General features: G+C 63.8%; 22 protein-coding genes. 17 read left to right on the top strand and 5 right to left on the bottom strand.

The window, feature by feature from the left end; genetic code table 11:
* Positions 1 to 31: 31 nt before the first annotated feature.
* Complete coding sequence (locus tag AAE027_RS01685; RefSeq protein WP_370985064.1) at positions 32 to 871, bottom strand: formate/nitrite transporter family protein; 840 nt, start codon at positions 869 to 871, stop codon at positions 32 to 34.
* A 670-nt stretch (positions 872 to 1541) separates the two neighbouring features.
* Here AAE027_RS01685 and AAE027_RS01680 point away from each other — a divergent pair.
* From AAE027_RS01680 to AAE027_RS01630, 11 genes are all read left to right on the top strand, one after another.
* Complete coding sequence (locus AAE027_RS01680) at positions 1542 to 2861, top strand: CmpA/NrtA family ABC transporter substrate-binding protein (protein WP_370985065.1); 1320 nt, start codon at positions 1542 to 1544, stop codon at positions 2859 to 2861.
* A 60-nt stretch (positions 2862 to 2921) separates the two neighbouring features.
* Entirely contained in the window at positions 2922 to 3818 is an 897-nt protein-coding gene (ntrB, locus tag AAE027_RS01675) for a nitrate ABC transporter permease (RefSeq protein ID WP_370985066.1), read from the top strand.
* Positions 3819 to 3830: 12 nt separating this feature from the next.
* On the top strand, positions 3831 to 4625 hold the full coding sequence (locus tag AAE027_RS01670; protein WP_091892791.1) for an ABC transporter ATP-binding protein: 795 nt from the start codon (positions 3831 to 3833) through the stop codon (positions 4623 to 4625).
* A 340-nt stretch (positions 4626 to 4965) separates the two neighbouring features.
* Positions 4966 to 6345, top strand: a complete 1380-nt coding sequence (locus AAE027_RS01665; protein ID WP_370985067.1) for an MFS transporter — start codon at positions 4966 to 4968, stop codon at positions 6343 to 6345.
* 122 nt (positions 6346 to 6467) lie between these two features.
* The gene (locus AAE027_RS01660) at positions 6468 to 6896 is read left to right on the top strand and encodes a globin family protein (RefSeq protein ID WP_370985068.1); all 429 of its coding nucleotides are present in this window, start codon (positions 6468 to 6470) and stop codon (positions 6894 to 6896) included.
* 10 nt (positions 6897 to 6906) lie between these two features.
* On the top strand, positions 6907 to 8124 hold the full coding sequence (locus AAE027_RS01655) for an NAD(P)/FAD-dependent oxidoreductase (RefSeq protein WP_370985069.1): 1218 nt from the start codon (positions 6907 to 6909) through the stop codon (positions 8122 to 8124).
* 27 nt (positions 8125 to 8151) lie between these two features.
* Entirely contained in the window at positions 8152 to 10857 is a 2706-nt protein-coding gene (locus AAE027_RS01650; RefSeq protein WP_370985070.1) for a molybdopterin-dependent oxidoreductase, read from the top strand.
* A 196-nt stretch (positions 10858 to 11053) separates the two neighbouring features.
* Entirely contained in the window at positions 11054 to 11950 is an 897-nt protein-coding gene (locus tag AAE027_RS01645; RefSeq protein ID WP_370985469.1) for an SMP-30/gluconolactonase/LRE family protein, read from the top strand.
* Between the two features lie 178 nt (positions 11951 to 12128).
* Positions 12129 to 12968: an aldo/keto reductase gene (locus tag AAE027_RS01640; protein WP_370985071.1), complete on the top strand. Its 840-nt coding sequence runs from the start codon at positions 12129 to 12131 to the stop codon at positions 12966 to 12968.
* A gap of 188 nt (positions 12969 to 13156) precedes the next feature.
* On the top strand, positions 13157 to 14098 hold the full coding sequence (locus AAE027_RS01635) for a DMT family transporter (protein WP_370985470.1): 942 nt from the start codon (positions 13157 to 13159) through the stop codon (positions 14096 to 14098).
* Between the two features lie 60 nt (positions 14099 to 14158).
* Positions 14159 to 15238: a zinc-binding dehydrogenase gene (locus AAE027_RS01630; protein ID WP_370985072.1), complete on the top strand. Its 1080-nt coding sequence runs from the start codon at positions 14159 to 14161 to the stop codon at positions 15236 to 15238.
* A 238-nt stretch (positions 15239 to 15476) separates the two neighbouring features.
* On the opposite strand, the gene AAE027_RS01625 is transcribed toward AAE027_RS01630, so the two are convergent.
* Positions 15477 to 15938, bottom strand: a complete 462-nt coding sequence (locus AAE027_RS01625; protein WP_091891703.1) for an Lrp/AsnC family transcriptional regulator — start codon at positions 15936 to 15938, stop codon at positions 15477 to 15479.
* Positions 15939 to 16071: 133 nt separating this feature from the next.
* On the opposite strand from AAE027_RS01625, the gene AAE027_RS01620 reads away from it, so the two are divergent.
* Positions 16072 to 18435: a transketolase gene (locus tag AAE027_RS01620; RefSeq protein WP_370985073.1), complete on the top strand. Its 2364-nt coding sequence runs from the start codon at positions 16072 to 16074 to the stop codon at positions 18433 to 18435.
* Between the two features lie 280 nt (positions 18436 to 18715).
* The gene (locus tag AAE027_RS01615) at positions 18716 to 20146 is read left to right on the top strand and encodes an aldehyde dehydrogenase family protein (RefSeq protein ID WP_370985074.1); all 1431 of its coding nucleotides are present in this window, start codon (positions 18716 to 18718) and stop codon (positions 20144 to 20146) included.
* Between the two features lie 237 nt (positions 20147 to 20383).
* Here the strand turns inward: AAE027_RS01615 and AAE027_RS01610 are convergent, their stop codons facing one another.
* A complete protein-coding gene (locus AAE027_RS01610; RefSeq protein WP_370985075.1) occupies positions 20384 to 21364 on the bottom strand; it encodes an SMP-30/gluconolactonase/LRE family protein in 981 nt (326 codons plus the stop codon).
* 90 nt (positions 21365 to 21454) lie between these two features.
* Between AAE027_RS01610 and AAE027_RS01605 the strand changes: the two genes are divergently transcribed.
* Complete coding sequence (locus AAE027_RS01605; RefSeq protein WP_370985076.1) at positions 21455 to 22279, top strand: NAD-dependent epimerase/dehydratase family protein; 825 nt, start codon at positions 21455 to 21457, stop codon at positions 22277 to 22279.
* 43 nt (positions 22280 to 22322) lie between these two features.
* Here AAE027_RS01605 and AAE027_RS01600 read toward each other — a convergent pair whose 3' ends face one another.
* On the bottom strand, positions 22323 to 23273 hold the full coding sequence (locus tag AAE027_RS01600) for a LysR family transcriptional regulator (protein ID WP_370985077.1): 951 nt from the start codon (positions 23271 to 23273) through the stop codon (positions 22323 to 22325).
* Between the two features lie 242 nt (positions 23274 to 23515).
* Between AAE027_RS01600 and AAE027_RS01595 the strand changes: the two genes are divergently transcribed.
* The 3 genes from AAE027_RS01595 to AAE027_RS01585 are packed head-to-tail and all read left to right on the top strand — an operon-like array spanning position 23516 to position 26007.
* Positions 23516 to 24736, top strand: coding sequence for an ABC transporter substrate-binding protein (locus AAE027_RS01595; RefSeq protein ID WP_370985078.1), 1221 nt, complete (start codon positions 23516 to 23518; stop codon positions 24734 to 24736).
* Complete coding sequence (locus AAE027_RS01590; protein WP_370985079.1) at positions 24712 to 25440, top strand: nitroreductase; 729 nt, start codon at positions 24712 to 24714, stop codon at positions 25438 to 25440. The genes AAE027_RS01595 and AAE027_RS01590 overlap by 25 nt, the downstream gene beginning before the upstream one ends.
* A gap of 24 nt (positions 25441 to 25464) precedes the next feature.
* Positions 25465 to 26007 (top strand): 4-hydroxylaminobenzoate lyase, encoded by a 543-nt coding sequence (locus AAE027_RS01585; protein WP_128937504.1) that lies wholly within the window; start codon positions 25465 to 25467, stop codon positions 26005 to 26007.
* Between the two features lie 175 nt (positions 26008 to 26182).
* Here AAE027_RS01585 and AAE027_RS01580 read toward each other — a convergent pair whose 3' ends face one another.
* Complete coding sequence (locus tag AAE027_RS01580; protein ID WP_370985080.1) at positions 26183 to 26758, bottom strand: hypothetical protein; 576 nt, start codon at positions 26756 to 26758, stop codon at positions 26183 to 26185.
* Between the last annotated feature and the right edge of the window lie 6 nt (positions 26759 to 26764).

The following is a 26764-nucleotide window of genomic DNA, read 5'->3' as shown; positions in this document are numbered from 1 at the left end:
CGGGTGAGGCTCTCCTGTCGAGTCGCTTTGATCAGGCCGCGACGCGGGGCTTTATGGCCTTGTCGGCCTGGCACTTCGGCAGGGTCATGACGTGCGTGGCATAGAGGGTCATGCCGGTGAAGGCGAGGCCGCCGACGAGGTTGCCGAGCACGGTCGGGATCTCGTTCCAGATCAGATAGTCCAGGATCGAGAATTTTGCGCCGAGCAGCAGCCCGGACGGGAACAGGAACATGTTCACGACGGAATGTTCGAACACCATGTAGAAGAACACCAGGATCGGCATCCACATCGCGATGACCTTGCCCGGGACCGAGGTCGAGATCATGGCGCCGACGACGCCGGTCGAGACCATCCAGTTGCAGAGCATGCCGCGCATGAACAGCGTCGCCATGCCGGCCGCACCATGCGCGGCGTAGCCGAGCGTCCGGCTTTCGCCGATGATGCCGATGGCGGCGCCGACCTTGTCGGGGGCTTGCGTAAAGCCGAACGTTGTCACGAAGGCCATCATGAAGGCCACGGTGAAGGCGCCGGCGAAATTGCCGACGAAGACCAGGCCCCAGTTGCGGAGCACACCGCCAAGAGTGACGCCCGGGCGCTTGTCGATCAGCGCAAGGGGCGAGAGCACGAATACGCCGGTCAGGAGGTCGAAGCCCAGCAGATAGAGCATGACGAATCCGACCGGAAACAGCAGCGCACCGAGCAGCGGCTGGCCCGTGTTCACGTTGATCGTGACGGCGAACCATGCGGCGAGCGTGAGGATTGCGCCGGCCATGTAGGCGCGGATGATGGTATCCCGGGTGGACATGAAGATCTTGGACTCGCCTGCATCCACCATCTTGGTGACGAATTCCGAAGGCGCGAGATACGACATCAATGGTTCCTTTTGCTTCGTAAGTGAGATCGACACACCCTTTTGGAGAGCGTGGCTGAACGTCTTGGGCCGTGCGGGCTGGCCTGCCGCGCACGAGGGCTATGGAGATTGGAAGCCTTGGGAATCGCGTCACGACGGCCCAGAGGGCCGCAAAGCAGTTGAGCTTCCGGAATGCAGCCGCCAGAGGCTGCAATAATGCGGCAAGCCGCAGTCTTCGTTGACGCTTAGGGGTAAGCAAGTTGCGTGCCGTCTGGTGCGTCAGGAAAATGAAAGCAACATCAATACGATAGTCTGCTTCCTGATTCTCTCCAACCGCGCCGCCGGCATTGTGCTTGAGCTGTTGCACAAACTTTGTGCGGCGCTCAAGGATTGAGCAGCTCGCAAGTTTCACATGCGGAGCGGTCCTGCGGCGGCCTGCCGCAGCCTACATAACATATTGATTATTCAATTCTTTCTAAGTCGTCGGGCTTGGCATGAAGCTTGAATAGTTCCAGGCCGACGCCATTGAAGCCGTCCCGCGAGACTTCTCATCCGATTTGCTGACGCCACCAGACGGGGGTCTCCCCGTCGTGCGTTCGCACGCGCCAAAGACGGCGCCACCGGACGGACGGGCTGCTCGTGTGCACTGACGCCAATCAATTCTGCAACGACGCAAAGGACGACACTGCCTATGACGAAGCGCACCCGCCGGCCCTCGGATAACGGGCTCAGCCGCCGCCAATTGTTGAAGGCCGCAGGCTCTACCGCCGCACTCCTCGCCGCCGCAAAGCTGAATTTCCCCGCCGGCGCCTTCGCGCAGGAGGCGGGCCCCGAGGTCAAGGGCGCCAAGCTCGGCTTCATCGCGCTCAGCGACGCCGGGCCGCTCTTCGTCGCCAAGGACAAGGGCCTGTTCGCCAAATATGGCATGCCCGACACCGATGTACAGAAGCAGGCCTCCTGGGGCACGACGCGCGACAATCTCGTGCTCGGCTCCGAAGGCAACGGCATCGACGGCGCGCATATCCTCACCCCGATGCCGTATCTGATCTCGGCCGGCAAGGTGACGCAGAACAACCAGCCGACGCCGATGTACATCCTGGCTCGGCTCAATCTCGACAGTCAGTGCATCTCCGTCGCCAACGAATATGCCGATCTCAAGCTCGGCGTCGATGCATCGCCCTTCAAGGCGGCGCTGGAGAAGAAGAAGGCCTCCGGCAAGGCCGTGAAGGCCGCGATGACCTTCCCCGGCGGCACGCACGACCTCTGGATCCGCTATTGGCTCGCCGCCGGCGGCATTGATCCCGACAAGGACATCGAGACCATCGTGGTGCCGCCGCCGCAGATGGTGGCGAACATGAAGGTCGGTACCATGGACTGCTTCTGCGTTGGCGAGCCATGGAACCTGCAGCTCATCCACCAGAAGATTGGCTATACCGCTGTCACCACAGGCGAGCTCTGGAACAAGCATCCCGAAAAATCCTTCGGCATGCGCGCCGCCTTCGTCGACAAATATCCGAAGGCGGCAAAGGCGCTGCTGATGGCCGTGATGGAAGCCCAGCAGTGGTCGGACAAGGCCGAGAACAAGGCCGAGCTTGCCGCCATCATGGGCAAGCGGCAGTGGATGAATTGCCCGGTCGAGGACGTGCTCGACCGCACCGCCGGCAAGTTCGACTACGGCATCCCCGGCAAGGTGGTCGAGAATTCCCCACACATCATGAAGTACTGGCGCGACTTCGCCTCTTACCCCTTCCAGAGCCACGATCTCTGGTTCCTCACCGAGGACATCCGCTGGGGCAAATACGAGGCGAATTTCGACACCAAGGCGCTGGTCGCCAAGGTCAACCGCGAGGATCTGTGGCGCGACGCTGCCAAGACGCTCGGTGTCGCGGCCTCCGAGATCCCGGTCTCCAGCTCGCGCGGCAAGGAGACCTTCTTCGACGGCAAGGTGTTCGATCCGGACAATCCGGCTGCCTATCTGAAGTCGCTCGCGATCAAGCGTGTCGAAGTCTGATGGAGCCAGCGGCCGCCTTCGGGCGGCCGCATCGTCTTTTGAAGCCGGAGAGAGATTGCAATGAATATGTCTGCCGCCAAGATTGAGATTGAAACCGCGACGCCTGCGGCTACCGCCGCGCCCGTCGTCGCGATGACGCCAAAGCGTCCCCCGCGCACCGAAGCTTACGCACGCATGGCACGGGAGACGGCCGTGCGCGTGATCCCGCCGCTGGTCGTGATCGCGCTGCTGACGCTAGTGTGGGAGCTGGTCTGCCGCCGTGCCGGCTCGGCGCTGCCGCCACCGTCAAAAGTGTTCAATGACACAAAGGAGCTGATCCTCGATCCGTTCTTCGACCATGGCGGCATCGACAAAGGTCTGTTCTGGCATCTGTCCGCCAGTCTCCAGCGCGTTGCGTTCGGCTATTCGCTGTCCGCGGTCGCCGGCATCGCGCTCGGCGTTCTGGTCGGACAGTCGGTCTGGGCGATGCGCGGGCTCGATCCGCTGTTCCAGGTGCTGCGCACCATCCCGCCGCTGGCCTGGTTGCCGCTCTCGCTCGCCGCGTTTCGCGACGGCCAGCCCTCGGCGATCTTCGTCATCTTCATCACCTCGATCTGGCCGATCATCATCAACACCGCGGTCGGCATCCGCAACATCCCGCAGGACTATCGCAACGTCGCCGCGGTGGTGCAGCTCAATCCGCTCGAATTCTTCTCCAAGATCATGATCCCGGCTGCGGCGCCCTACATCTTTACGGGCTTGCGCATCGGCATCGGCCTGTCGTGGCTCGCGATCGTCGCCGCCGAAATGCTGATCGGCGGCGTCGGTATCGGCTTCTTCATCTGGGACGCCTGGAACTCCTCGCATATCAGCGAGATCATCCTGGCGCTGTTCTATGTCGGCATCGTCGGCTTCGTGCTGGACCGCCTGATCGCGGGCCTCGGCAAGTTCGTCACCCGCGGCACCGCGCAGAATTGAGAGGAGGGGCACATGACCGCCTATCTGAAGCTCGACCACATCGACAAGGTCTTCACCCGCGGCGCCGCCACCACCGAGGTGCTGAAGGACATCAATCTCACGATCGAGAAAGGCGAATACGTCTCGATCATCGGCCATTCCGGCTGCGGCAAGTCGACCTTGCTCAACATCATTGCAGGCCTGACCAATGCCACCATCGGCGGCGTGCTGCTGGAGAACCGCGAGGTCAACTCGCCGGGACCGGATCGCGCCGTGGTGTTCCAGAACCACAGCCTGCTGCCGTGGCTGACCGTGTACGAGAACGTCAGGCTCGGCGTCGACAAGGTCTTCTCCAGGACCAAGTCCCGCGCCGAGCGCGACGCCTGGGTGATGCACAATCTCAACCTCGTGCAGATGGCCCACGCCAGGGACAAGCGTCCTTCCGAAATCTCCGGCGGCATGAAGCAGCGCGTCGGCATCGCGCGGGCGCTGGCGATGGAGCCGAAGGTGCTGCTGCTGGATGAGCCGTTCGGCGCGCTCGACGCGCTGACCCGAGCGCATCTCCAGGATTCCGTGATGGCGCTGCATCAGAAGCTCGGCAACACCATTTTGATGATCACTCACGACGTCGACGAGGCCGTGCTCCTGTCCGACCGCATCGTGATGATGACCAACGGGCCCTCCGCGCGCATCGGCGAGGTGCTGGAGGTGCCGCTGGCGCGCCCGCGCAAGCGGCTCGAGCTTGCGACCAGCGCCACTTACTTGAAGTGCCGGCAGCGCGTGCTCGAATTCCTCTACGAGCGTCATCGCTTCGTAGAAGCCGCGTAAACCAAAGGTTAATGCCCGAAACGTTCACGCCTAAATAATCGACATCCCGCTCAATCCTTGTGCGCCGCACAAGGATTGAGCGAATCGCAAATTTAGCGTGCGAAAAAAGCCCTGCAAGTAATTCGGGCAATACGAATAACGGGCTGAAATTCCTGTATTTCCAGCATGCGCGCAATTGGCACGGAAATTGAAGTGTCTTTGCGCGACGCCAACGACGACGTCCCTCAACATCATCAATCAGCATCGTGAACTCGCCACCGGGGTGAAGCCTCGGAGCACGCCTCCATGCCTGGAGGCCAAGCCTGCAACGACGCAGCGGTGAGCCTGGAAGGGATACTCAATGACGAAGAATCCTACGTGGATTTCAGACTGGCGCCCCGAAGATGAGGCGTTCTGGAATGCGACTGGCAAGACTATCGCGCGACGCAACCTGATCTGGTCGATCGTGGCCGAGCATATCGGCTTCTCGGTCTGGCTGATCTGGAGCATCGTCACCACCAAGCTGCCGCAGGCAGGCTTCCACTACACCACCGATCAGCTGTTCCAGCTGATTGCCGTGCCGGGCCTGATCGGCGCTTTGATCCGTTTTCCCTACACCTTCGCAGTGACGACGTTTGGCGGCCGCAACTGGACCATCTTCAGTGCGGCGATCCTGTTCATCCCGACGCTGTCGCTTGCCTATTTCGTGAGCCATCCCGACACGCCGTTCTGGCTGATGCTGCTGGTCGCCTCGACCGCGGGTCTCGGCGGCGGCAATTTCGCCTCCAGCATGACCAACATCTCCTTCTTCTTCCCCGATCGGATGAAGGGATGGGCGCTGGGGTTGAACGCCGCCGGCGGCAATATCGGCGTCTCCAGCGTGCAGCTCTTGACCCCGATCCTGATGACGCTCGCAGTCTTCAACCTGTTCCAGGCCACGGCCGTCGACGGCATCTTCCTGCAGAATGCCGGCTTGATGTGGGTGCTGCCGATCGCGATCGCGGTGTTCGGCGCGGTGTTCTTCATGAATAACCTCACCTCGGCGAAATCGTCGGTGAAGAACCAGCTCGCGATCGTCAAGCGCAAGCACACCTGGATCATGGCGTACCTCTATATCGGCACGTTCGGATCTTTCATCGGCTACTCCGCCGCGTTTCCGCTGCTGATCAAGACGCAATTCCCGGCCGTGACGATCTCGATCGCGTTCCTGGGACCGCTGGTCGGCTCGCTCTCGCGTCCGCTCGGCGGCTGGCTGGCCGACAGGCTCGGCGGCTCGATCATCACCTTCTGGAATTTCATCGCGATGGCGGGCGCCACGGTTGGCGTGCTCTACTTCGTCGGACAGAAGGATTTCATCGGCTTCCTGTCGATGTTCCTGATCCTGTTCGTGACGACGGGCATCGGCAACGGCTCGACCTATCGCATGATCCCCTCGATCTTCCGCGAGGAGAACCTGTTCAAGGTGCGAGGCAAGGGCGATGCGGCGCGCGCGCTCGCGTTGAAGACGGCGAGCATCGAGAGCGGCGCGGCGGTCGGCTTCATCGGCGCGATCGGCGCTGTCGGCGGCTATCTGATCCCGACCGGCTTCGGCAAGTCGATTGCCATGACCGGTGGGCCGCAGCTCGCGCTCGCGATCTATCTCGCCTTCTACGCCTCCTGCCTCGCTTTGACCTGGTGGTTCTACCTGCGTCGCAGCCCGCAGGGCGAAGGCGCGGCAAGTCTGGCTGAAGCAAGAGTGTGACACTTGGTACGAATCTCGCTTCTCCCCGTACGCGGGGAGAAGACTCTCTGATGACGTTTGACCCATGAACCTTGTTCGCAACGGCGCGCACCAAGGCAAACTGAAACAGACAGGAGAACCACATGACGCCCGAACAGATCACTCTCATCCAACAGAGCTTCGCCAAGGTCGCGCCGATATCGGAGCAGGCCGCAGTGCTGTTCTACGATCGTCTGTTCGAGGTGGCGCCGTCCGTGCGCGCGATGTTTCCCGAGGACATGACCGAGCAGCGCAAGAAGCTGATGGGCATGCTCGCTGCCGTCGTCGGCGGCCTGTCGAACCTGGACTCGATTCTTCCCGCGGCCTCCGCGCTCGCCAAGCGTCACGTCGCTTACGGTGCGATGGCCGAGCACTATCCCGTGGTCGGCGCGACCCTGCTGTGGACCCTGGAGAAGGGTCTTGGCGAAGCATGGACGCCCGAACTGGCAAAAGCCTGGACCGACGCCTATGGCGTGCTGTCCGGCTACATGATGTCCGAAGCCTACGGCGCCCGGCCGCAGGCCGCTGAATAGGAGATGCCTCGTGAGTGAACCGCTGGTCATCGTCGGTAACGGTATGGCGGCCGCGCGTCTGGTCGACGAGCTCGCCAAGACCGCGCTCGGCCGCTACGCGGTCGCCGTGATCGGCGAAGAGCCGCGGCTCGCTTACAACCGCGTGCTGCTCTCATCCGTGCTGGCCGGCGAGACCGGCTCGCACGAGATCGAGCTCCGGCCGGCCGACTGGTGGCGCCATCGCGGCGTCACCGTGCGCTATGGCTATCGCGTCACCGAGATCGACACCGGCCGCCGCGAGCTCAAGATCGCCGGCGAAGAGAGCATGGAATATTCCAAGCTGGTGCTCGCCACCGGCTCGACGCCGCTGCGGCTCAACGTGCCGGGCGCCGATCTCGCCGGCGTGCACACCTTCCGCGACACCCGCGACGTCGATCTGCTGCTGACGCTGGCTGCGGCGAAGAAGCGCGTCGTCGTCGTCGGCGGCGGCCTGCTCGGTCTCGAAGCGGCGTATGGACTCGCCAAGGCCGGCGCGCCGGTGACGCTGCTGCATCTGATGGACCGACTGATGGAGCGTCAGCTCGACGGACCGGCCGCCGATCTGCTCAAGATGCTGGTCGAGCGCAAGGGCATCCGCATCCTGCTCAACGCCTCCACCACCCGCATTCATGGCGAGGGTCACGTCGAGGCCGTCGAGCTTGCCGACGGCAGCCGCATCGAGGCCGACGCCGTGATTTTCGCCGCCGGCATCAAGCCCAATGTGACGCTGGCGAAAGAGGCGGGGATCGCGGTCAACCGCGGCATCGTCGTCAACGACGTGATGCAGACGGCTTCGCCCGACATCTTCGCCCTCGGCGAATGCGCCGAGCATCGCGGCACCTGCTATGGCCTGGTCGAGCCGGCCTATGAGCAGGCGCGGGTGCTGGCGCGGCATCTGGCCGGCCGTCCCGCCGCCTATCAGGGCAGCGTGGTCTCGACCAATCTGAAGGTCTCCGGCGTCAGCGTGTTCTCGGCCGGCGACTTCATGGGCGGCGAGGGCAGCGAGAGCCTCGTTCTCACCGACCGCAGGCGCGGCACCTACAAGAAGCTCGTGATCGCCGACGGCCGGCTCACCGGCGCCGTGCTGATCGGCGATACCGTCGATGCGCTCTGGTACCTCGAGCTGATCCGCAATGGCGACAAGGTGGCGGCGATCCGCACCGACATGATGTTCGGCCGCGCGCTGGCGTATCCCTCCAAGGCGGCTTGACCAGACAGCTTGATAAGGCAGCTCGATATGACGGCGATCGACCCCACGCTCCGCGCCACCAAGACGACCTGTCCCTATTGCGGCGTCGGCTGCGGCGTGCTGGCGACACCCGACGGCAAGGGTGGCGCGGCGATCGCGGGCGACCCTGATCATCCCGCCAATTTCGGCCGGCTGTGCTCGAAAGGCTCGGCGCTCGGCGAGACCGTCGGGCTCGAAGGCCGTCTGCTCTATCCGATGATCCGCTGCAAGGGCGTGCTGGAGCGCGTCGCCTGGAGCGATGCGCTCGATCATGTCGCCCATCGCATGCAGCATATCGTGGCACGCGATGGCGCCGACGCGGTGGCGTTCTATCTCTCCGGCCAGCTCCTCACCGAGGACTATTACGTCGCCAACAAGCTGATGAAGGGTTTTGTCGGCACCGCCAACGTCGACACCAATTCGCGGCTCTGCATGTCGTCCTCGGTCGCCGGCCACCGCCGCGCCTTCGGCGCCGACACCGTGCCCGGCTGCTACGAGGATCTCGACCAGGCGGATCTGCTGGTCTTCGTCGGCTCGAACGCGGCCTGGTGCCACCCCATTCTGTTCCAGCGCATGCTGAAGAACCGGCAGGAGCGTGGCGCGCGCATGATCGTGATCGATCCGCGCCGCACCGACACCGCTGACGATGTCGATCTGTTCCTTGGCCTCAAGCCCGGCACCGACACCGCGCTGTTCTCCGGGCTCTTCGTTGATCTCGTCGATAGCGGAGCGTTGGACAAGGACTACGTCGCGAACAACACGTCCGGCTTCGACGACGCGCTGGCTCGCGCGCGCAACATTGCCGGCAGCGTCACCGCGACCGCTCTGGCCACGGGGCTGTCCGAGCGGGACGTTGCGACCTTCTTCCAGATGTTCCGCGACACGCCGCGCGTCGTCACCCTCTATTCGCAGGGCGTCAACCAGTCGGCGCAGGGCACCGACAAGGTCAATGCGATCCTGAACTGCCATCTCGCCACCGGGCGCATTGGCAAGCCGGGCGCTTCGCCGTTCTCGCTCACCGGCCAGCCCAACGCGATGGGCGGCCGCGAGGTCGGCGGCCTCGCCAATATGCTCGCCGCCCACATGGGCTTCACGCCGCCCGACATCGATCGCGTCAAGCGGTTCTGGAAGGCACCGCGCATCGCCACCCATGAGGGATTGAAGGCGGTGAAGTTGTTCGAGGCGATCAACCGCGGTGAGGTCAAAGCGCTCTGGGTGATGGGGACCAACCCGGCGGTGTCGCTGCCCGATGCCGACTTGGTGCGCGAGGCGCTGAAGAAGCTCGAGCTGTTCGTGGTATCCGAGAACGTGCTCTCCAACGACACGGTCGCGGCCGGGCCGCATGTGCTGCTGCCGGCCCTCGCCTGGGGCGAGAAGTCGGGCACGGTGACCAACTCCGAACGCCGCATCTCGCGCCAGCGCTCGTTCCTGCCGGCGCCGGGCGAGGCGCGCCCCGACTGGTGGATCCTGAGCGAGACCGCAAAACGTCTCGGCTTCGGCGACAGCTTCAACTACAAATCGGCCGCCGAGATTTTTCGCGAGCACGCGGCGCTCTCGGCCTTCGAGAACGACGGCAGTCGCGACTTCGACATCGGCGCGCTGACCTCGCTGTCGAACGAAGCCTTCGATGCCTTGAAGCCGGTGCAGTGGCCGGCGCGCCAAGGCGAGGCGCCTCGCGCGCGCTTCTTTGCGGAAGGCGGCTTCTTCACCAATGACGGCAAGGGCCGCTTCGTCGCGCCGGAAGTGCCGTCGTTGCGCAGCGAGACCGGCGCCTCGCGCCCCCTCAGGCTCAATACCGGACGCATCCGCGACCAGTGGCACACCATGACGCGCACGGGCCTTAGCCAGCGGCTCGGCGCACATCTGCCCGAGCCTTTCGTCGAGATCCATCCCGATGACGCCAGCAAATACGGCGTCGCCCACGACGGCTACGCCCGCATCACCACCGATTACGGCCAGTGCATCCTGAAAGTCGTCGTCAGCGAGCGCCAGCAGCGCGGCACGCTGTTCGCGCCAATCCACTGGAGCGCGATGAACGCCTCGCATGGCCGCGTCGGCGCGCTGGTGCAGTCGTTTACCGATCCGTTCTCGGGCCAGCCCGAGTCCAAGGCGACGCCGGCTGCGATCGCGCCTTACGAATTCGTCTTCCGCGGTTTCGCGCTGTCGCGACAGCAGCTCGATCTGCCGCCGAACCTGTTGTGGACCCGCGTCACGGTTGCCGGCGGTTTCGGCTATCTGTTCGCCGACAACGCGGATCTGTCGCGCTGGCCGGTTTGGCTCGACGGCGTTGCCGGCGAGGACATCGCCGAATATCGCGATTTCGGCGGCGGCATCTATCGAGCTGCCTCGTTCGCTGGCGATCGCATCGAGGCCTGTCTGTTCGTCGGCCCCGGGCATGACGCCGGCGATTGGGAAGTGGTCAAAACTGCCTTTGCGGCCGATCACGTCACCGACGAGCAGCGTCGCATGCTGCTATCAGGCAAGTCGACGGAGGGAACGGCCTCGACCGGGCCAATCGTCTGCGCCTGCTTCGGCGTTGGCCGCGGCACCATCTGCGACACCATCGCCACTGGCGCACGCACGGCGGCCGAGATCGGCGCCAAGCTCAAGGCCGGCACCAATTGCGGCTCCTGCATCCCCGAGCTGAAGCGGCTGATCGCGACGACGGACGTGGCGCCGGCAAGGCACGCGAAGGTGGCGGGAGCTGCGGGGTAAGTCTCGTAGGGTGGGTTAGCGCAGCGTAACCCACCACTCTTCGTCAATGCGGAAGCGAAAGAGGTGGGTTACGCCTTCGGCTAACCCACCCTACGCAGCGCGCGCACCATTGCCATGTCCTCACGCCAATCGACGCGCCCTCGATTGTGCCCTATGTTGCGGCGGCTTCCCCCCCTCAACAATCATAACAACAATGATGTACCTGGAAACGCCGCCGCGCCTGATCGAGACCAGGCTCTTCTCCGCGATGCCCGACAGATTCCGCCGCAAGGGCGTGCGGACGGATTGGGCCGACGCGAACCGCCCGGGCGTGCCGACGGACTCCTTCATCGAGGGGCCGTCATTCGACAAGGACGGCAATCTCTACATCGTCGATATTCCCTTCGGCCGCATCTTCCGTATTGCGCCTGACGGCGCGTGGTCGCAGGTCGCCGAATATGAGGGCTGGCCGAACGGGCTGAAGATCGCATCCGACGGCCGCATCCTGATTGCCGATTACATGCATGGCATCATGGAGCTCGATGCCAAAGCCGGCCGCGTCACGCCGGTCCTGACCGCGCGCAATTCGGAATCGTTCCGCGGCTGCAACGATCTGCATCTCGCCTCCAGCGGTGACATCTATTTCACCGATCAGGGCCAGACCGGCCTGCACGATCCGAGTGGTCGGGTCTATCGGCTGGCATCGAATGGCCGGCTCGATTGCCTGATCAGCACCGGCATCAGCCCGAACGGCCTCGTGCTCGACCCGACCGAGACCGTCCTGTTCGTCGCCATGACGCGCGACAATGCGGTGTGGCGGCTGCCGTTCATGAAGGATGGCAGCGTGTCGAAGGTTGGCCGCTTCTGCTCGCTGTTCGGCACCAGCGGCCCTGATGGCGTGACCATGGATGCCAAAGGTCGCCTGTTCGTCGGCCACGCCTCGCTCGGTCACGTCTTCGTATTCGCGCCCAACGGCGAATTGATTGCGCGGATCAAGTCGTGCGCGGGGCCGAATTGCACGAATGTGGCGATCGGTGGCGAAAGGAAGGATCGTCTCTATATCACGGAGTCCTCGACCGGGAGCGTGCTAGTCGCTGACATCAGCGGTCTGTAGCGCGTGGCTCTTCGCCTCGCCTTGCTTGCGGGGAGAGGCCGACGCGCGAAGCGCGGCGGGTGAGGGGGAGTCTCGCGAGTCCAACTGCTAGCGAATTGGCGGAGGCAGCCCCTCACCCCAACCCTCTCCCCGTAAGAACGGGGAGAGGGAGAGAACAGAGCGGAGATCGGAAAAGAACATGAACACAAACCCTTTCGGCAAGACCGGCGCCAACGTCTCCGTCATCGGGCAGGGCACCTGGTACCTCGACCACGGCGACCGCAAGCGCGCCATTGCCGCGCTTCAGCGCGGGCTCGATCTCGGCATGACCCACATCGACACCGCCGAGATGTACGGTGACGCCGAGCTCGTCATTGCGGACGCGATTGCGGGCCGTCGCGATGAGGTATTTCTCGTTTCAAAAGTGCTGCCGAGCAACGCCTCGCGCCGCGGCACGATCACGGCGTGTGAGCGTTCGCTGAAGCGGCTGAAGACCGATCGGCTCGACTGCTATCTGTTGCACTGGCGCGGCTCCTATCCGCTCGAGGACACCGTCGCTGCGTTCGAGGAGTTGGTGAAAGCGGGCAAGATCAAGTCCTGGGGCGTCTCCAACTTCGATGCCGACGATCTCGACGACATTCTCGACGTTGCGGGCGAGGGACGGATCGCATGCAATCAGGTGCTCTATCATCTCAAGGAACGCGCGATCGAGCATGCCGTGATTCCCTGGTGCGAGCGGCATGGTGTCGCCGTGGTCGCCTATTCGCCGTTCGGTCACGATGATTTTCCGGATGTGCGCAGCAAGGGCGGCGCCGTGCTGGTGAAGATCGCGGAGACGCGTCGCGCGACACCGCGTCAGGTCGCGCTGAGCTTCTTCACCCGTGCAACTACGGTGTTCGCGATTCCGAAAGCCTCATCCGCGGAACATGCCGCCGAAAATGCGGCCGCCGGCGATCTCGTGCTGACGAAAGAGGAGATTGCGGCGCTCGATGCGGCGTTTCCGCGCGGGCCGAAGCCGCGCAGCCTGCCCATGTTGTAGTGCAAAAACGCCCATTATTAATGGAATATTGACGCGCGCGGACGTCAGCGCATATCGGCATCCTGTTTTCGGAAGTTGTGAACGCGGCGCATTTGTCGTTTTTTGCGAGCGTTCTCGATTCGCATTATTTCCGGGTTCCAGCCGTGACACCGCCGCCCGCCGCAGCCGCAAGGCTCGACAGTATTCCCATGCCCGTGCCGGAGAAGAAGCCGGCGGCTCGCCGTGCGCCCGCGCGCGTCGATCATCCCTTCAAGGGCATTGCGCTGGTGCTGCTGTCGACGGTGTTTCTCGGCGCCTCCGACGTGACCGCGAAATATCTCTCGACCAGCCTGCCGTCGATCGAGATCACCTGGATCCGCTTCGTCACCTTCGCGCTGATGTTCACGCCGGTGATGCTGCCGGGCTCACCGCTGCATGCGATGCGCACCGAGCGGATCGGCCTGCAGCTAATGCGCGGCGCCGCGCTGCTCGGCTCCTCGCTGTTCTTCATCACCGGTCTGCGGTTCCTCCCCATTGCGGAAGCCTCCGCCACCGGCTTCGTGTCGCCGCTGTTCGTCACCGCGCTGTCGATTATCTTCCTGAGCGAGAAGGTCGGCCTGCGCCGCTGGATCGCCACCGCGATCGGCCTGACCGGCGTGATGATCATCCTGCGCCCGGGCTCCAGCGCGTTTCATGCCGCCGCGTTTTTCCCGATCATCTCGGCGTTCTGCTGGGCTGCCGCGCTGATCCTGACGCGCATGATGAGCGGCCGCGAGGCCGTGCTCACCACCATGGCCTATTCCGCGCTGACGGGCGTTGCGATCCTTTCCGTGATGGTGCCGTTCGTCTGGGTCACGCCGAGCTGGACCGCGATCGGGCTCGGCATCGTGATCGGTGTTGCCTCGACCGTCGGCCAGTGGATCATCGTGCTGGCCTATCGCTATGGCGATGCCTCGGTGCTGGCGCCGTTCTCCTACACGCAGCTGCTCTGGGTCAGCTTTTTGGGCTTCTTCATCTTCGGTGAGGTGCCTGATCTCTGGACCATCATCGGCGCGGCCTTCATCGTCGCGAGCGGCCTCTACATCGCCCATCGCGAGCGGGTGCGCCGCGCCCAACTCCTGGTGCTGGAAGAGCGTTCCCCGAACCCCTGACGCAAGATCGGGCGTCCCGCGTCGTGCTATCAACGGCCCCAACACCAGGGGAGGAGCCGGATGCGCGCTGCGATTTTCAGGAACGGTGAGATTGTCGTCGACCGGATGGCGGAGCCGACGCCGGGTCCCGGTCAGGTTCTGGTCAAGACGCTCGCCTGCGGCATTTGCGGTTCCGATCTGCACGCGCGCCAGCACGCCCACCGCATGGTGGAGATGGCGCGGAAGACCGGGCGCAAGCCGATGGACCTCAGCCGCGACGTGGTGTTCGGTCACGAGTTCTGCTGCGAGATCGTCGACTACGGTCCAGGCACCGCGCGCAAGCTCAAGCCGGGCACGCGCGTCTGCTCGCTGCCGGCGCTGGTGACGCCTGCGGGCATCGAAGGCATCGGCTATTCCAACGACAATATCGGCGGCTATGCCGAGGCGATGCTGCTGAGCGAAGCGCTGCTGCTCGAAGTGCCCAACGGTCTTGCGCCGGAACATGCCGCGCTGACCGAACCGCTCGCGGTCGGGGTTCACGCCGTCGCAAAAGCCAATATCCGTGGTGGCGAGGTGCCGCTCGTGATCGGCTGCGGCCCGGTCGGGCTCGCGGTCATCGCCGCGCTGAAGCTCAAGGGCTTGCATCCGATTATCGCTGCCGACTATTCGCCGGCGCGGCGCGCGCTTGCGGCCAGGCTCGGCGCCGATATCGTCATCGATCCCAGGGTGTCGCAGCCTTATGCGACATGGGCCGAGCACGCGCAGATGTCGGATGCGGAGAAGGCGGCGCGACCGCCGTTCCAGGCCATGCTGCCGGCGCTGAAGCCTGCGATCATCTTCGAATGTGTCGGCGTGCCCGGCCTGCTCCAGCAGGTGTTCGAAGGCGCGCCGCGTGACGCGCGCATTGTCGTGGTCGGCGTCTGCATGGAAACCGACACAAGCGAGCCGATGCTGGGCATCATGAAGGAGCTCAATGTCCAGTATGTGCTCGGCTACACGCCAGACGAATTCGCAGCGTCACTGCGCCTGATCGCGGAAGGGCAGGTGGATGCGGCGGCGATGGTGACGGCGGAGGTAGGTATCGACGGCGTCGCAAAGGCGTTCGCCGATCTCGCCAATCCGGAGGCCCACACCAAGATCATCGTGCAGCCATGGCGGTGACCATCTAGCCGCGACGGCAGTGCGCTCCCTCCCCCGCTTGCGGGGGAGGGTTGGGGAGAGGGCGCTTCCACAGCGGGAGTCCCTGTGTGGACGGAGCCCTCACCCGGCGCTGCGCCATAGCCGAGGCTTTGCCTCGGCGTCTTTTGAGATGACGGTCGCCGGAGGCGGCCTACGCCTCTCCCGCATCCGCCTTCGCCGAGGCTTCGGCGGACAGGAGCGGGAGAGGTGGCCACAACCGTCACACCGGCAGCGCGATCGAATACTTCACCTGGCTCAGCGCGAAGCTCGACTCGATCGAGGCGATGCCGTCGAGCCGGGTCAGCTTGGTCTTCAGGAAGGTCTCATAGGAGGCGAGGTCGGCCGCCACGACGCGCAGTAGATAGTCGCGGTTGCCGGTCATCAGATAGCACTCCAGCACCTCGTCCCATTTCGAGATCGCACGCGCGAAGCGGTTGAGATCCTCCTCCTTCTGCCGCGCCAGCTTGATCGAGATGAAGACGCTGACATGCAGCCCCAGCGCCTTCTGGTCGACGGTCGCAACGTAGCGCGAGATAACGCCGCGCTCCTCCAGGAGCTTGACGCGGCGATGGCAGGGCGAGACCGAGAGCCCGACCTTGTCGGCGAGTTCCTGCATGGTCATGCGGCTGTCGGTCTGGAGCAGAGCGAGGATCTTGCGGTCGATGGCGTCAAGCTCGGGCATTGGGATGGAACCTGTCTTAGTCGGACTATATTGGTAAAATATCCCAATATCTGGGGGTATGGCGCGAAAAATTGAGAAGTTTGGCGCCGCCCGCAGGCGTATCATCGCAGCGTCTGTTTCCGGGAGCATTGCCATGCCCGTTGATTCCGCTCGTCTCGACACATTGACCGCTCTTAGCCGCAAGGCGCTGTGGCTGTCGTCCTGGACCATCCACCACGCCAACCACATCCGCGCCAATGCGGACGGGCTCAAGGTCGGCGGCCACCAGGCCTCGTCCGCCTCGCTCGCCACCATCATGTCGGCGCTGTATTTTCACGTGCTGAGGCCTGAGGATCGCGTCGCGGTGAAGCCGCATGCGAGCCCGGTGTTCCACGCCATCCAATATCTGTTCGGCCGGCAGACCCGCGAGAAGCTGGAGAATTTTCGCGGCTTCAAGGGCGCGCAGTCCTATCCCTCGCGCACCAAGGACGTCGACGACGTCGATTTCTCCACCGGCTCGGTCGGCCTCGGCGTCGCGCAGACGCTGTTCTCTTCGCTCGTGCAGGACTACGTCAAGGCGCATGGCTGGATGAAGGATCGCCGCGAGGGGCGGATGATTGCACTCGTCGGCGACGCCGAGATGGACGAGGGCAACATCTTCGAAGCCCTTGCAGAAGGCTGGAAGCACGGCCTGCGCAACACCTGGTGGGTAGTCGACTACAACCGCCAGTCGCTCGATGCCGTCGTGCGCGAAGGGCTCTGGGAGAAGTTCGAGACCATGTTCCGCAATTTCGGCTGGGACGTGGTGATCGTGAAATACGGCCGGCTGATGCGCGAGGCCTTTGCCGAGCCCGGCGGCGAGGCGCTGAAGCGCTGGATCGACAATTGTCCGAACGCGCTCTACGCCGCGCTGTGTTTTCAGGGCGGTGCCGCGTTTCGCAAGCATCTGCATGACGAGATCGGCGATCAGGGCCCGATCACCAAACTGATCGACAAGCGCAACGACGACGAGCTGCTGGCGCTGATGTCGAACCTCGGCGGCCACGACACGGCGAGCATGCTGGAGGCGTTCGAGTCCATCGACCACGATCGCCCGGTCTGCTTCATCGCCTACACCATCAAAGGCGTCGGCCTGCCGTTCCAGGGCCACAAGGACAACCACGCCGGCCTGATGACGGTCGCGCAGATGGAGAAATATCGCGACAGCCAGAACATCCGCCCCGGGCACGAATGGGACAAGTTCGAAGGGCTGACGCAGGATTCGGCCGAGTTGGAGGCTTTCCTCGCGCGCGTGCCGTTCAACCAGGACGGTCGCCGGTTGAGCGCGCCTGTCGTCGAGGTGCCGCAGCAGCTCGCCTTCAAGCCGTCGCCGCAGATGTCGACCCAGCAGGGCTTTGGCCTCGTGCTGAACGAAATCGCACGCAGCGACAGCGAGCTCGCAAAGCGCATCGTCACGACCTCGCCCGACGTCACCGTCTCGACCAATCTCGGCCCCTGGGTCAATCGCCGCGGCCTGTTCGCGCGCGCCGAGAAGGCAGACTTATTCCGCAGCGAGAAAATTCCCTCGACCTTCAATTGGGATGCTTCCCCCAAGGGGCAGCATCTCGAGCTCGGCATTGCCGAGATGAACCTGTTCATCATGCTCTCGGCGCTCGGCCTGTCGCACCAGATCAACGGCGAGCGGCTGCTGCCGGTCGGCACGCTCTACGATCCCTTCATCGAGCGCGGGCTCGATGCGCTGAACTATGCCTGTTACCAGGATGCGCGCTTCATGGTGGCGGCGACGCCATCGGGCATCACGCTCGCGCCCGAAGGCGGCGCGCACCAGTCGATCGCAACGCCGTTGATCGGCATGGCGCAGGACGGCCTGGCCTCATTCGAGCCGGCCTTCGTCGACGAGCTTGCCGTGATCATGGCTTTCGGTTTCGAGCACATGCAGCGAGATCCGGGCGAGGGCGGCTCGGTCTATTTGCGGCTCTCGACGCGCAGCATCGAGCAGGCGCAGCGCATCATGACGCCGGAGCTGAGGCAGGGCATCACTGATGGCGCTTATTGGCTGCGCAAGCCGGGGCCGAATGCCGAAGTCGTGATCGCCTATACCGGCGCGGTCGCGCCGGAGGCGATCGAGGCGACCGGCTTCATCGGCGAGAGCCGGCGCGACGTCGGCCTGCTCGCGATCACCTCGGCCGACCGCCTCCACGCAGGCTGGACTGCCGCGCGAAAATTGCGGCGCGACCGCCGCGGCGTGCAGCATCTCAGCCCCATCGAAAAACTGCTGGCGCCGTTGCCGCGCGACTGCGGCATCGTGACCGTGATCGACGGTCATCCCTCCGCGCTCGGCTGGCTCGGCAGCGTCCGCGGCCACCGCGTCGAGGCGCTCGGCGTCGAGCAGTTCGGCCAGACCGGCACCATCGCGGACCTCTACCGCCACCACGGCCTGGATGCGAACGCCATCATCGATGCGGCCGAAAGCCTCACCACCGGCGCGCCGGTGCTGCATCGGAAGATGGCGGTGTGAACTCGTCGCCCCGGCGAAGGCCGGGGCCCGTACGCGGCGGCGTTCGTTGTCGGCTGCAAAGTGGTAGACGCCGGCGCAAACCAACTGCGTGAGGTGGTAATGGGTCCCGGCCTTCGCCGGGACGACGGCAGTTGAGACCTTGCCTCGCTCCCGCCATCGGCTCATATAACCTCCGTCCGCCGCAACGCTGGCCCCGCATATGGCGGGTTCAATTGCTGGCGCTTTCGTGCAAGGATGCCTGCCGAAACGCCCCCTCCAAGCCCCCAAGAAGAGGTTAACGATGGTCAATCGCATGCAATTCTACATCGACGGCGCCTGGGTCGATCCCGCCGTCAAGAAGTCCACCGCCGTGGTCAATCCGGCGACGGAAGAGGCGATGTACGAGGTTGCGTTGGGCTCCAAGGCCGACGTGGACAAGGCCGTGGCCGCCGCCAAGCGCGCCTTCGCGACGTTCTCCCAGACCAGCCGCGAGGAGCGCGTCGCGCTGTTCTCCAAGATCATCGAGATCTACAAGGGCCGGCTCAAGGAGATCGGCGCTGCCGTCTCCGATGAGATGGGCGCGCCGCTGCCGATGGCGGAGAAGCTCCAGGCCGGCGCCGGCCTCGGCCATCTCATGACCACGCTCGACGTGCTCAAGAACTATCATTTCGAGGAGCCGGTTGGCACCGCCATGGTGCTGCGCGAGCCGATCGGGGTGGTCGGCATGATCACGCCCTGGAACTGGCCGCTCAACCAGATCGCCTGCAAGGTCGCGCCCGCGCTCGCCGCCGGCTGCACCATGATCCTGAAGCCATCGGAGTTCACGCCGACCTCGGCGCTGATCTTCGCGGAAATCCTCCATGAGGCCGGCGTGCCGAAGGGCGTGTTCAATCTCGTCAACGGCCTCGGCCCCGAGGTCGGCGCCGCCATGAGCGAGCACCCCGATATCGACATGATCTCCTTCACCGGCTCGACCCGCGCCGGCATCGACGTGGCCAAGCGCGCGGCTCCGACCGTGAAGCGCGTCAGCCAGGAGCTCGGCGGCAAGTCGCCGAACGTCATCCTCGAAGGCGCCGACCTCACGAAGGCGGTGACCGGCGGCGTGATGCACATGTTCAACAACTCCGGCCAGTCCTGCAACGCGCCCTCGCGCATGATCGTGCCGGCCTCGAAGATGAAGGAAGTCGCCGCGATCGCGAAGGCCGTCGCCGACAAGACCAAGGCCGGTGATCCCCGCGCCGAAGGCACCACCATCGGCCCGGTCGTCAACCGCGGCCAGTGGGACAAGATCCAGGGGCTGATCAAGAAGGGCATCGACGAGGGCGCAACGCTCGTCGCCGGCGGCCCGGGCCTGCCCGAGGGCGTCAACAAGGGCTTCTATGTCCGCCCGACCATCTTCGCCGACGTCACCCCCGACATGACGATCGCCCGTGAAGAGATCTTCGGACCGGTGCTGACCATCATCGGCGCCAAGGACGAAGCCGACGCGGTGAAGATCGCCAACGACACGCCGTATGGTCTTGCCGGTTACGTCTCGGCCGACACGGTGGAAAGCGCCAAGCGCGTTGCTCGCCAGATCCGCGCCGGCAACGTCAACCTCCAGGGCGTGCCCAACGACCGCACCGCGCCGTTCGGCGGCTACAAGCAGTCCGGCAACGGCCGTGAGTGGGGCAAGTACGGCCTCGAGGACTTCCTCGAAGTGAAGGCCGTCGCCGGCTTCAACGCGGCGTAAGCTTTATCGTGTGAATGAACGCGACGCCGGGGCGGGAAACCGCTCCGGCGTTTTTTGTTTTGCTCCGCCGTCATTGCGAGCAAGCTGCCGTAGGGTGGGCAAAGGCGCGCTCTTCGCGCGACGTGCCCACCATCGCGAGCCGAGCGAGAACTGGTGGGCACGCTTCCGCCTTCGCTCTTCGAGCTACGGCGGACAAGTCGCTTTGCCCACCCTACGAGACGGTCGCTTGTGGAGCGATCATCCCCCAACCGCGCCTTGCGTATTCACATACAGCGCGTAGATCGACTGGCTCGCTGCCATGAACAGGCGGTTGCGCTTGACGCCGCCGAAGCAGAGATTGGCGCAGCGCTCGGGCAGCGCGATGCGGCCGATCATGACGCCGTCGGGCGCGAACACGACGACGCCGTCGAGCTCGGGATCGCCCATGCCCCAGCCGCACCAGAGATTGCCGTCGATGTCGCAGCGCATGCCATCAGGCGTGCCGGGACCTGCATCGATGTGGACGCGCTTGCCCGAGATCGTGGTGCCGTCCGCCGAGACATCATAGGCGAGGATCTTTCGGTTCGGTTGACCGCGCGATTCCACGACGTACAGAATCTTCTCGTCCGGCGAGAAGCACAGCCCGTTCGGCCCTAACACGCCTTCTGCGACGATCGTCGCCTTGCCGGTCGCGGGATCGAGCCGGTAGACGTTCGGCTCGATCTCGGGCTCGGCCTTGTAGCCCTCGTAATTGCCGAGCAGGCCGAAGGTCGGATCGGTGAACCAGATCGAGCCGTCCGATTTAACAACGACATCGTTCGGTGAGTTCAACCTCTTGCCGTTGAATTGATCCATCAGCACGGTGATGCTGCCGTCATACTCGGTGCGCACCACGCGGCGGCCGCCATGCTCGCAGGTGACGAGCCGGCCCTGACGATCCCTGGTGTTGCCGTTGGCGAAATTCGAGGGTTTTCGGAACACGCTGACGGCGCCGGTTTCCTCCTCCCACTTGATGATGCGCTGGTTCGGGATGTCGCTGCACAGCAGATAGCGCCCGTCGCCGAACCACACCGGCCCCTCGGCCCAGCGCAGGCCGGTCGCGAGTCGCTCCACCGCCGAAAGCTTCAGCCAGTATTTTTCGAAGCGGGGATCGAGTGCACGTATCGCCGGATCGGGGTAATAGGTCGCCGGCCGCCAGCCTTGCGGCCGTTCTTGGGTGTGGGACGATGCATCGTTCATGTGCAGTCTCGTTGTTGCGTTCCCTCTGTGCAAGTCTGCTAGCATCAGATATCTACGGCCGCAAATCGGTCGCTACTTATGAGGAAAGACATGCCGCGCATCTTGATGACGGGAGCTTCGGGCGGAATTGGAACGCGCCTGCGGAAACTGCTGCCTCCGATCTATCCGGACCTGCTGCTGAGCGACATCCGCAAGCCGGCCGATCTCGGCCCCGACGAGCAGTTCAAAGCGGCGGACCTGTCCGACATGGCGCAGGTCGAGGCGATCTGCGAGGGCGTCGACGGTATCATCCATTTCGGCGGCTATTCGGTCGAAGGCCCCTGGGACGACATCCTTCAGGCCAACATCATCGGCTGCTACAATCTGTTCGAGGCCGCGTACCGCAAGGGCGTCAAGCGCGTGGTGTTCGCCTCGTCGAACCACGCCGTCGGCTTCTACCCGCGCCACCACAAGATCGGCACCGACGTCACCCCGCGCCCCGACGGCCGCTATGGCGTCAGCAAGGTGTTCGGCGAGGCCGTCGGCGCGCTCTACGCCGACAAGCATGGGCTGAAGGTGACTTGCCTGCGCATCGGCAATTTCGGCGACATGCCGCTCGACCAGCGCCGGCTCGCGATCTGGCTCAAGCCCGACGACCTCGTGCAGCTCTGCCGGATCGGTCTCGAGCATCCCGACATCCATTTCGAGATCTTCTACGGCGTGTCCCTGAACGAGCGCGCCTGGTGGGACAACCATCGCGCCTACGAGTTCGGCTACCGCCCCACCGGCCGCTCCGAGGATCATGTGGCGCACGCCATGGCCGAGCAGGCCAAGCTCAAGCCCGATCCGATCGGCGACCACTATCAGGGCGGCGCCTTCTGCAGCAGCGAGTTCGACGGTGATGCGAGCCGCATCATCGACTGGAATAAGCGGTAGGGATGTTGATAATCTTGTTCAGTACTTCCGTAAGCTCGCCGTCCTAGCCTCCGCGTCTGAGGTTCTCGGCAGCGCGTCTAAGGACGTCATGGAGCCATTCGTGCGAGGGCTCGCCGTCGACACGCTCGTGCCATAGCAGCCGGACCTCCAGCGGAGTCGCCGTGTAGGGAAGCTCGTACGTCGCGATCGGATAGTTTTGTTCCAGTGCTTGCGCAAGCGGGCGCGGAACGATGGCCGCCAGTTCGGAATCCCGAAGCAGCCCGGGGACGGCGAGAAAATGCGGCAATGACACCGCCATTCGTGGCGGCCGGTCGCTCTCGGCGAGTGCCCGCTCGAGCGCATCGCGGTCGTACATCTCCGAGCGCCGCGCCAGGCCGCGCTCGGAGATGAAGCCGCCGATCGCGCCCTCCTGCTCTCCACCGAAGGAGACCACCACCAGCGGCAGCCGTGCAAGCATCGCCTTGTCCAGCCGGCCAAGCTTGCGCTTTTTGCCGACAATCAGCACGTCGTCATATTCGAATAGCAGCGACGTGCGGAAACGACTCGGCGGGAGCGAGAAGACGCCGATCGCAACGTCGATGCGACCGAGGTCGATCTGCTCGGCAAGGTCGATCCGCGTGACCGGCTTGATCGTCAGGTCAATGTGGGGCGCCTCGCGCCCGAGTATCTTCAAGAGAGGCGACGCCAGCACCATCGTGGCGAAGTCATTGGCAGCCAGCGTAAACTGCTTGGTTGACGTCGCAGGAACGAAGGTCGGCAGTTCCACAGCTGCCTCGAGCACGCGTAGCGCCTCGCGAATTTGGGGGGCCATCGTCAAGGCCCGCGCCGTCGGTTGCATGCCCGCGGCCGTGCGCACGAACAGTTCGTCTTCCAGCATCTCGCGAAGCCGGGCGAGCGAGTGGCTTACGGCGGACTGGCTGAGCGCGACTTTCTGGCTGGCGCGCAATACGCTCCTTTCCTCCATGACGGCGTCGAACACCTTGAGCAGGTTCAAGTCCAATGTCTTGAATGAAACCGACACGATGAGGATCCAGTTGATGGCTGACGGCGCGCCGCGACGACGGCCAGTTAAGGTCAGGGGCGTCGCAGATGCAACCGACGCAAACGACCGAACCAAGCCTTGAGCGGCGCGCCCGAGCAAACTGAAGGCGGTTCAGGATCAATCTGCAAGAGTTTCACTTCCGCAAGAGACCGATTCCAGCATTGTTCAGTCGCTGTGTTCGGAGGAGGTGAGCCATGAGATCGACCGCGACGACAGGTACCGGCAAGACGGTCGTTGCGACGTTGATTTCGCTGATGCTCACGACCGCCGCGATTGCCGAGGATGCACCGGTCAAGCTCGGGGTGCTGACCGACATGTCCTCGCTTTATGCCGACAATGGCGGGCAAGGGTCAGTGGTCGCGGCGCAAATGGCCGTTGACGATTTCAAGGGCAGGGTTTTGGGGCGTCCCGTCCAGATCATTGCCGGCGACCACCAGAACAAGGCTGACGTAGGATCGGTGATTGTACGGCGCTGGATCGAGAACGAGGGTGTCGAGGTGATTCTCGATGTCCCCAATTCGGCCGTCGCGTTGGCTGTACAAGGCATTGCCCGTGACAAGAAGAAGCTGTTTCTCGCCACTGGCGCCGCCACTTCGCGTCTCACCGGCGACGAATGCTCGCTGACCGGCATTCACTGGACCTACGATACCTTTGCTTTGTCGCAGGGCACAACCAAAGCGATCGCGCGCCTTGGCGCAAAGACTTGGTTCTTCCTCTCCGCTGATTATTCGCTCGGCGCACAGCTCGAGGCCGATAGCCGCCGGGTCATCGGCGCGACCGGTGGCAAGGTCGTGGGCGCGGTCAAGCATCCGATCAACACGCCGGACTTCTCCTCCTTCCTGCTGCAAGCGCAATCTTCGAAGGCGGATGTGATCGCACTGGCCGATGCTGGCGGTGATTTCATCAACGCGGTCAAGCAGGCCGGCGAGTTCGGGATCACGCGCGGGCAAAAGCTTGCCGGTCTGATCGTTTTCATCGCGGACATTCACAGTCTGGGATTGCAGAGTGCTCAAGGCTTGATGCTCAGCTCGGCATTCTACTGGGATATGAACGACGACACGCGTGCATGGGCGAAGCGCTTCATCGAGAAGACCCAGAAGGTCCCGACCATGATCCATGCCGGCACTTACGGCGCGGTGATGCACTATCTCAAGGCGGCCGAAGCGGCGGGCACGCTCGATGGACCTGCCGTTGCCGCCAAGATGCGCGAGATGCCGGTGAATGATTTCATGACGAAGAATGGCCGGATCCGCCAAGACGGCAGATTGATCCGGGACATGTATCTGTTCCGGGTCAAGTCACCGCAGGAATCGAAACATAAGTTCGACTACTATGAGCTGCTCGCGACCATTCCCGGAGAAGAGGCCTTCAGGCCGATGGAGGACGGAGGATGTCCGCTCCTGAAGAAGCCGTGATGGCTGGAGATGAGGCGCGTGTCGTGGCGCCGAGCCCGATCGACGCGATCCTGACCGGCCGGTTTGCATGCCGCGAGTTCTGCAACGCTCCCGTCGCCCGACGAACGATCGAGCATATCCTCCGTGTCGCGCGATTCGCGCCCAGCGGTGCGAACATCCAGCCCTGGCACGTCTACGTGCTGACAGGCGAGGTCAAGGGCAAGGTGTCGGCGGCGCTGCTGGAGGCGCACGAGACCTCTCGTGACGAACACGTCTCAGAGTACAAATACTACGCCAGCGATTTACCCGGTCTGTATCTCAAACGGCGGCAGGAATTCGGCCGACTGTTCTATGGCTCGCTCGGCATTCATCAAGCCGATTCCGAGGGGAGGAGCAGACAGACCGCGAAGAACTACACATTCTTCGGCGCGCCCGTGGGATTGATCGTGACCATCGACCGTCGCCTGGAAGTCGGTAGCTGGCTCGACCTCGGCATGTTCGTGCAGAACATAATGCTCGCGGCGGCAGGACACGGGCTTCAATCGTGCCCGCAAGAAACGTTCGCAAAATACCACCGGGTGTTGCGCCCGCTGCTGTCGATTCCGGCGGAGCAGATGGTGGTGTGCGGCATCTCGGTCGGCAAGGCCAAGCTTCAGGGGCAGGACAGATTGATGCCTCGGGCGGACATCGATGAGTTCGCGACGTTCCTTGGTTTCGAAGATTGAAGGTTGGTCGAAGAGGAGATCACGATGCAAAGCCGAGAAGAACTGATCCAGTGCAGCATTCCGTTTCTTCGGGAGGTCAAGGACATGACTCCAGGAGCTGAGATGGAGCGTTGGCTCAACGAGACATATGGGGAAGAGAGCGCGCTCTATCAGGATCTCGCTCGCCTGATCAAGGTTGGGGTCGAGGAAGGATGGGCCGCAAACCAGGAGGTGGACGGCCCAAACTACCGGCGCAGCCGCATCCTGGAGCCGACGGCCGACACGTTCCAGTTCAGCATCACTGCTGTGTACATGAACAGCGCCGATCCGCGCCGCTTCAAGGACGAGGACGATCACGACGTGTTGCGGGGACAATATCACGGCCATCCCTACGGCGAGCTCAACCTTGTGGTGCCCTTGAACAAGGGCGCGGAGTTGAGGGGATTACAGGGTTGGCAGGGAGCCGGCTGGACGGCGCCTGATCCAGGTAGCAGGCACTATCCTGAAGTCAGGGGCGGCGCGGTCATTGCACTGTTCTATCTGCCAGCTGGGCGCATCTCATACGATTTCAAGGCGCCGGCCGGATGATTGCGCGACGCGAAGCGCGCGGGTGTGCTCTCGTCAATTCCTGACAATTGCTGCGGCCGGGCAAGCGCCCGGCTTGCGGCTCAAGCCGGGCAATTGTCGTCGATCACCGCATGTCCGCGAGCGCCGCGCGCAGATCGTCAGCGACCGCCCGTGCGATCGCACGAGCTGTCGCACGTCATTTTGCAACGCGCGCTTCCTGCTTCTTGGTCACATGCCACAGCACCACATGGTAATGCGGTACATCCACGCCGGGGTGACCCGCGTTGAAGTATAGGCTGACATGATCAACTGGTGCCGCGGACCCAGCCCCCTCCAATGACTTGTGATCGTCGATGTCCTTGTTCGGGACCATGTACACGGTCGCCACCAATCGATCCCTGCGATCGAAGCACAGGAACGGCCCCAGCGGCAAAGTGTCGGGTTTGACGAAGATGACGCCGAGACCCGGAAAGAATTTCGGGAAGTTCACGAGATCGCTGACCCGCTTGTATCCGTTTTTTTCGGCGACCTTCCGCTTATTTGGCGGCCGACGAACGACTTCGGGCTTCTCTTCGTGCTTCCTGTGCGCCTTGCTGCCTCGGTGAGGGGCTGTCCTGGTTTGCTCGACCTGGGCGGCCGGCGGCGCGGTGGCTGGCGCGAGCGTCTGCGGCGCTGGCGGAAAGAAGGGAGCAAATTGGGCGGCAGGACGCCTCACGTCGGCGATCAAGGCGAGCAACGCAACCAGGGCTGCCTTCATAAGCGCGTTGCGCATCGACAC

The sequence above is a fragment of the Bradyrhizobium sp. DN3 genome, from assembly GCF_041357655.1.
GTDB lineage: Bacteria > Pseudomonadota > Alphaproteobacteria > Rhizobiales > Xanthobacteraceae > Bradyrhizobium.
The sequence above is the reverse complement of the archived record's forward strand: the minus strand, read 5'-3'. Positions and strand labels throughout refer to the sequence as shown.

Coding starts and splice junctions, on each gene's coding strand:
- AAE027_RS01685 (WP_370985064.1), bottom strand. CDS start 871: ATGTCGTATCTCGCGCCTTCGGAATTCGTCACCAAGATGGTGGATGCA.
- AAE027_RS01680 (WP_370985065.1), top strand. CDS start 1,542: ATGACGAAGCGCACCCGCCGGCCCTCGGATAACGGGCTCAGCCGCCGC.
- ntrB (WP_370985066.1), top strand. CDS start 2,922: ATGAATATGTCTGCCGCCAAGATTGAGATTGAAACCGCGACGCCTGCG.
- AAE027_RS01670 (WP_091892791.1), top strand. CDS start 3,831: ATGACCGCCTATCTGAAGCTCGACCACATCGACAAGGTCTTCACCCGC.
- AAE027_RS01665 (WP_370985067.1), top strand. CDS start 4,966: ATGACGAAGAATCCTACGTGGATTTCAGACTGGCGCCCCGAAGATGAG.
- AAE027_RS01660 (WP_370985068.1), top strand. CDS start 6,468: ATGACGCCCGAACAGATCACTCTCATCCAACAGAGCTTCGCCAAGGTC.
- AAE027_RS01650 (WP_370985070.1), top strand. CDS start 8,152: ATGACGGCGATCGACCCCACGCTCCGCGCCACCAAGACGACCTGTCCC.
- AAE027_RS01645 (WP_370985469.1), top strand. CDS start 11,054: ATGTACCTGGAAACGCCGCCGCGCCTGATCGAGACCAGGCTCTTCTCC.
- AAE027_RS01640 (WP_370985071.1), top strand. CDS start 12,129: ATGAACACAAACCCTTTCGGCAAGACCGGCGCCAACGTCTCCGTCATC.
- AAE027_RS01635 (WP_370985470.1), top strand. CDS start 13,157: ATGCCCGTGCCGGAGAAGAAGCCGGCGGCTCGCCGTGCGCCCGCGCGC.
- AAE027_RS01630 (WP_370985072.1), top strand. CDS start 14,159: ATGCGCGCTGCGATTTTCAGGAACGGTGAGATTGTCGTCGACCGGATG.
- AAE027_RS01625 (WP_091891703.1), bottom strand. CDS start 15,938: ATGCCCGAGCTTGACGCCATCGACCGCAAGATCCTCGCTCTGCTCCAG.
- AAE027_RS01620 (WP_370985073.1), top strand. CDS start 16,072: ATGCCCGTTGATTCCGCTCGTCTCGACACATTGACCGCTCTTAGCCGC.
- AAE027_RS01615 (WP_370985074.1), top strand. CDS start 18,716: ATGGTCAATCGCATGCAATTCTACATCGACGGCGCCTGGGTCGATCCC.
- AAE027_RS01610 (WP_370985075.1), bottom strand. CDS start 21,364: ATGAACGATGCATCGTCCCACACCCAAGAACGGCCGCAAGGCTGGCGG.
- AAE027_RS01605 (WP_370985076.1), top strand. CDS start 21,455: ATGCCGCGCATCTTGATGACGGGAGCTTCGGGCGGAATTGGAACGCGC.
- AAE027_RS01595 (WP_370985078.1), top strand. CDS start 23,516: ATGAGATCGACCGCGACGACAGGTACCGGCAAGACGGTCGTTGCGACG.
- AAE027_RS01590 (WP_370985079.1), top strand. CDS start 24,712: ATGTCCGCTCCTGAAGAAGCCGTGATGGCTGGAGATGAGGCGCGTGTC.
- AAE027_RS01585 (WP_128937504.1), top strand. CDS start 25,465: ATGCAAAGCCGAGAAGAACTGATCCAGTGCAGCATTCCGTTTCTTCGG.
- AAE027_RS01580 (WP_370985080.1), bottom strand. CDS start 26,758: ATGCGCAACGCGCTTATGAAGGCAGCCCTGGTTGCGTTGCTCGCCTTG.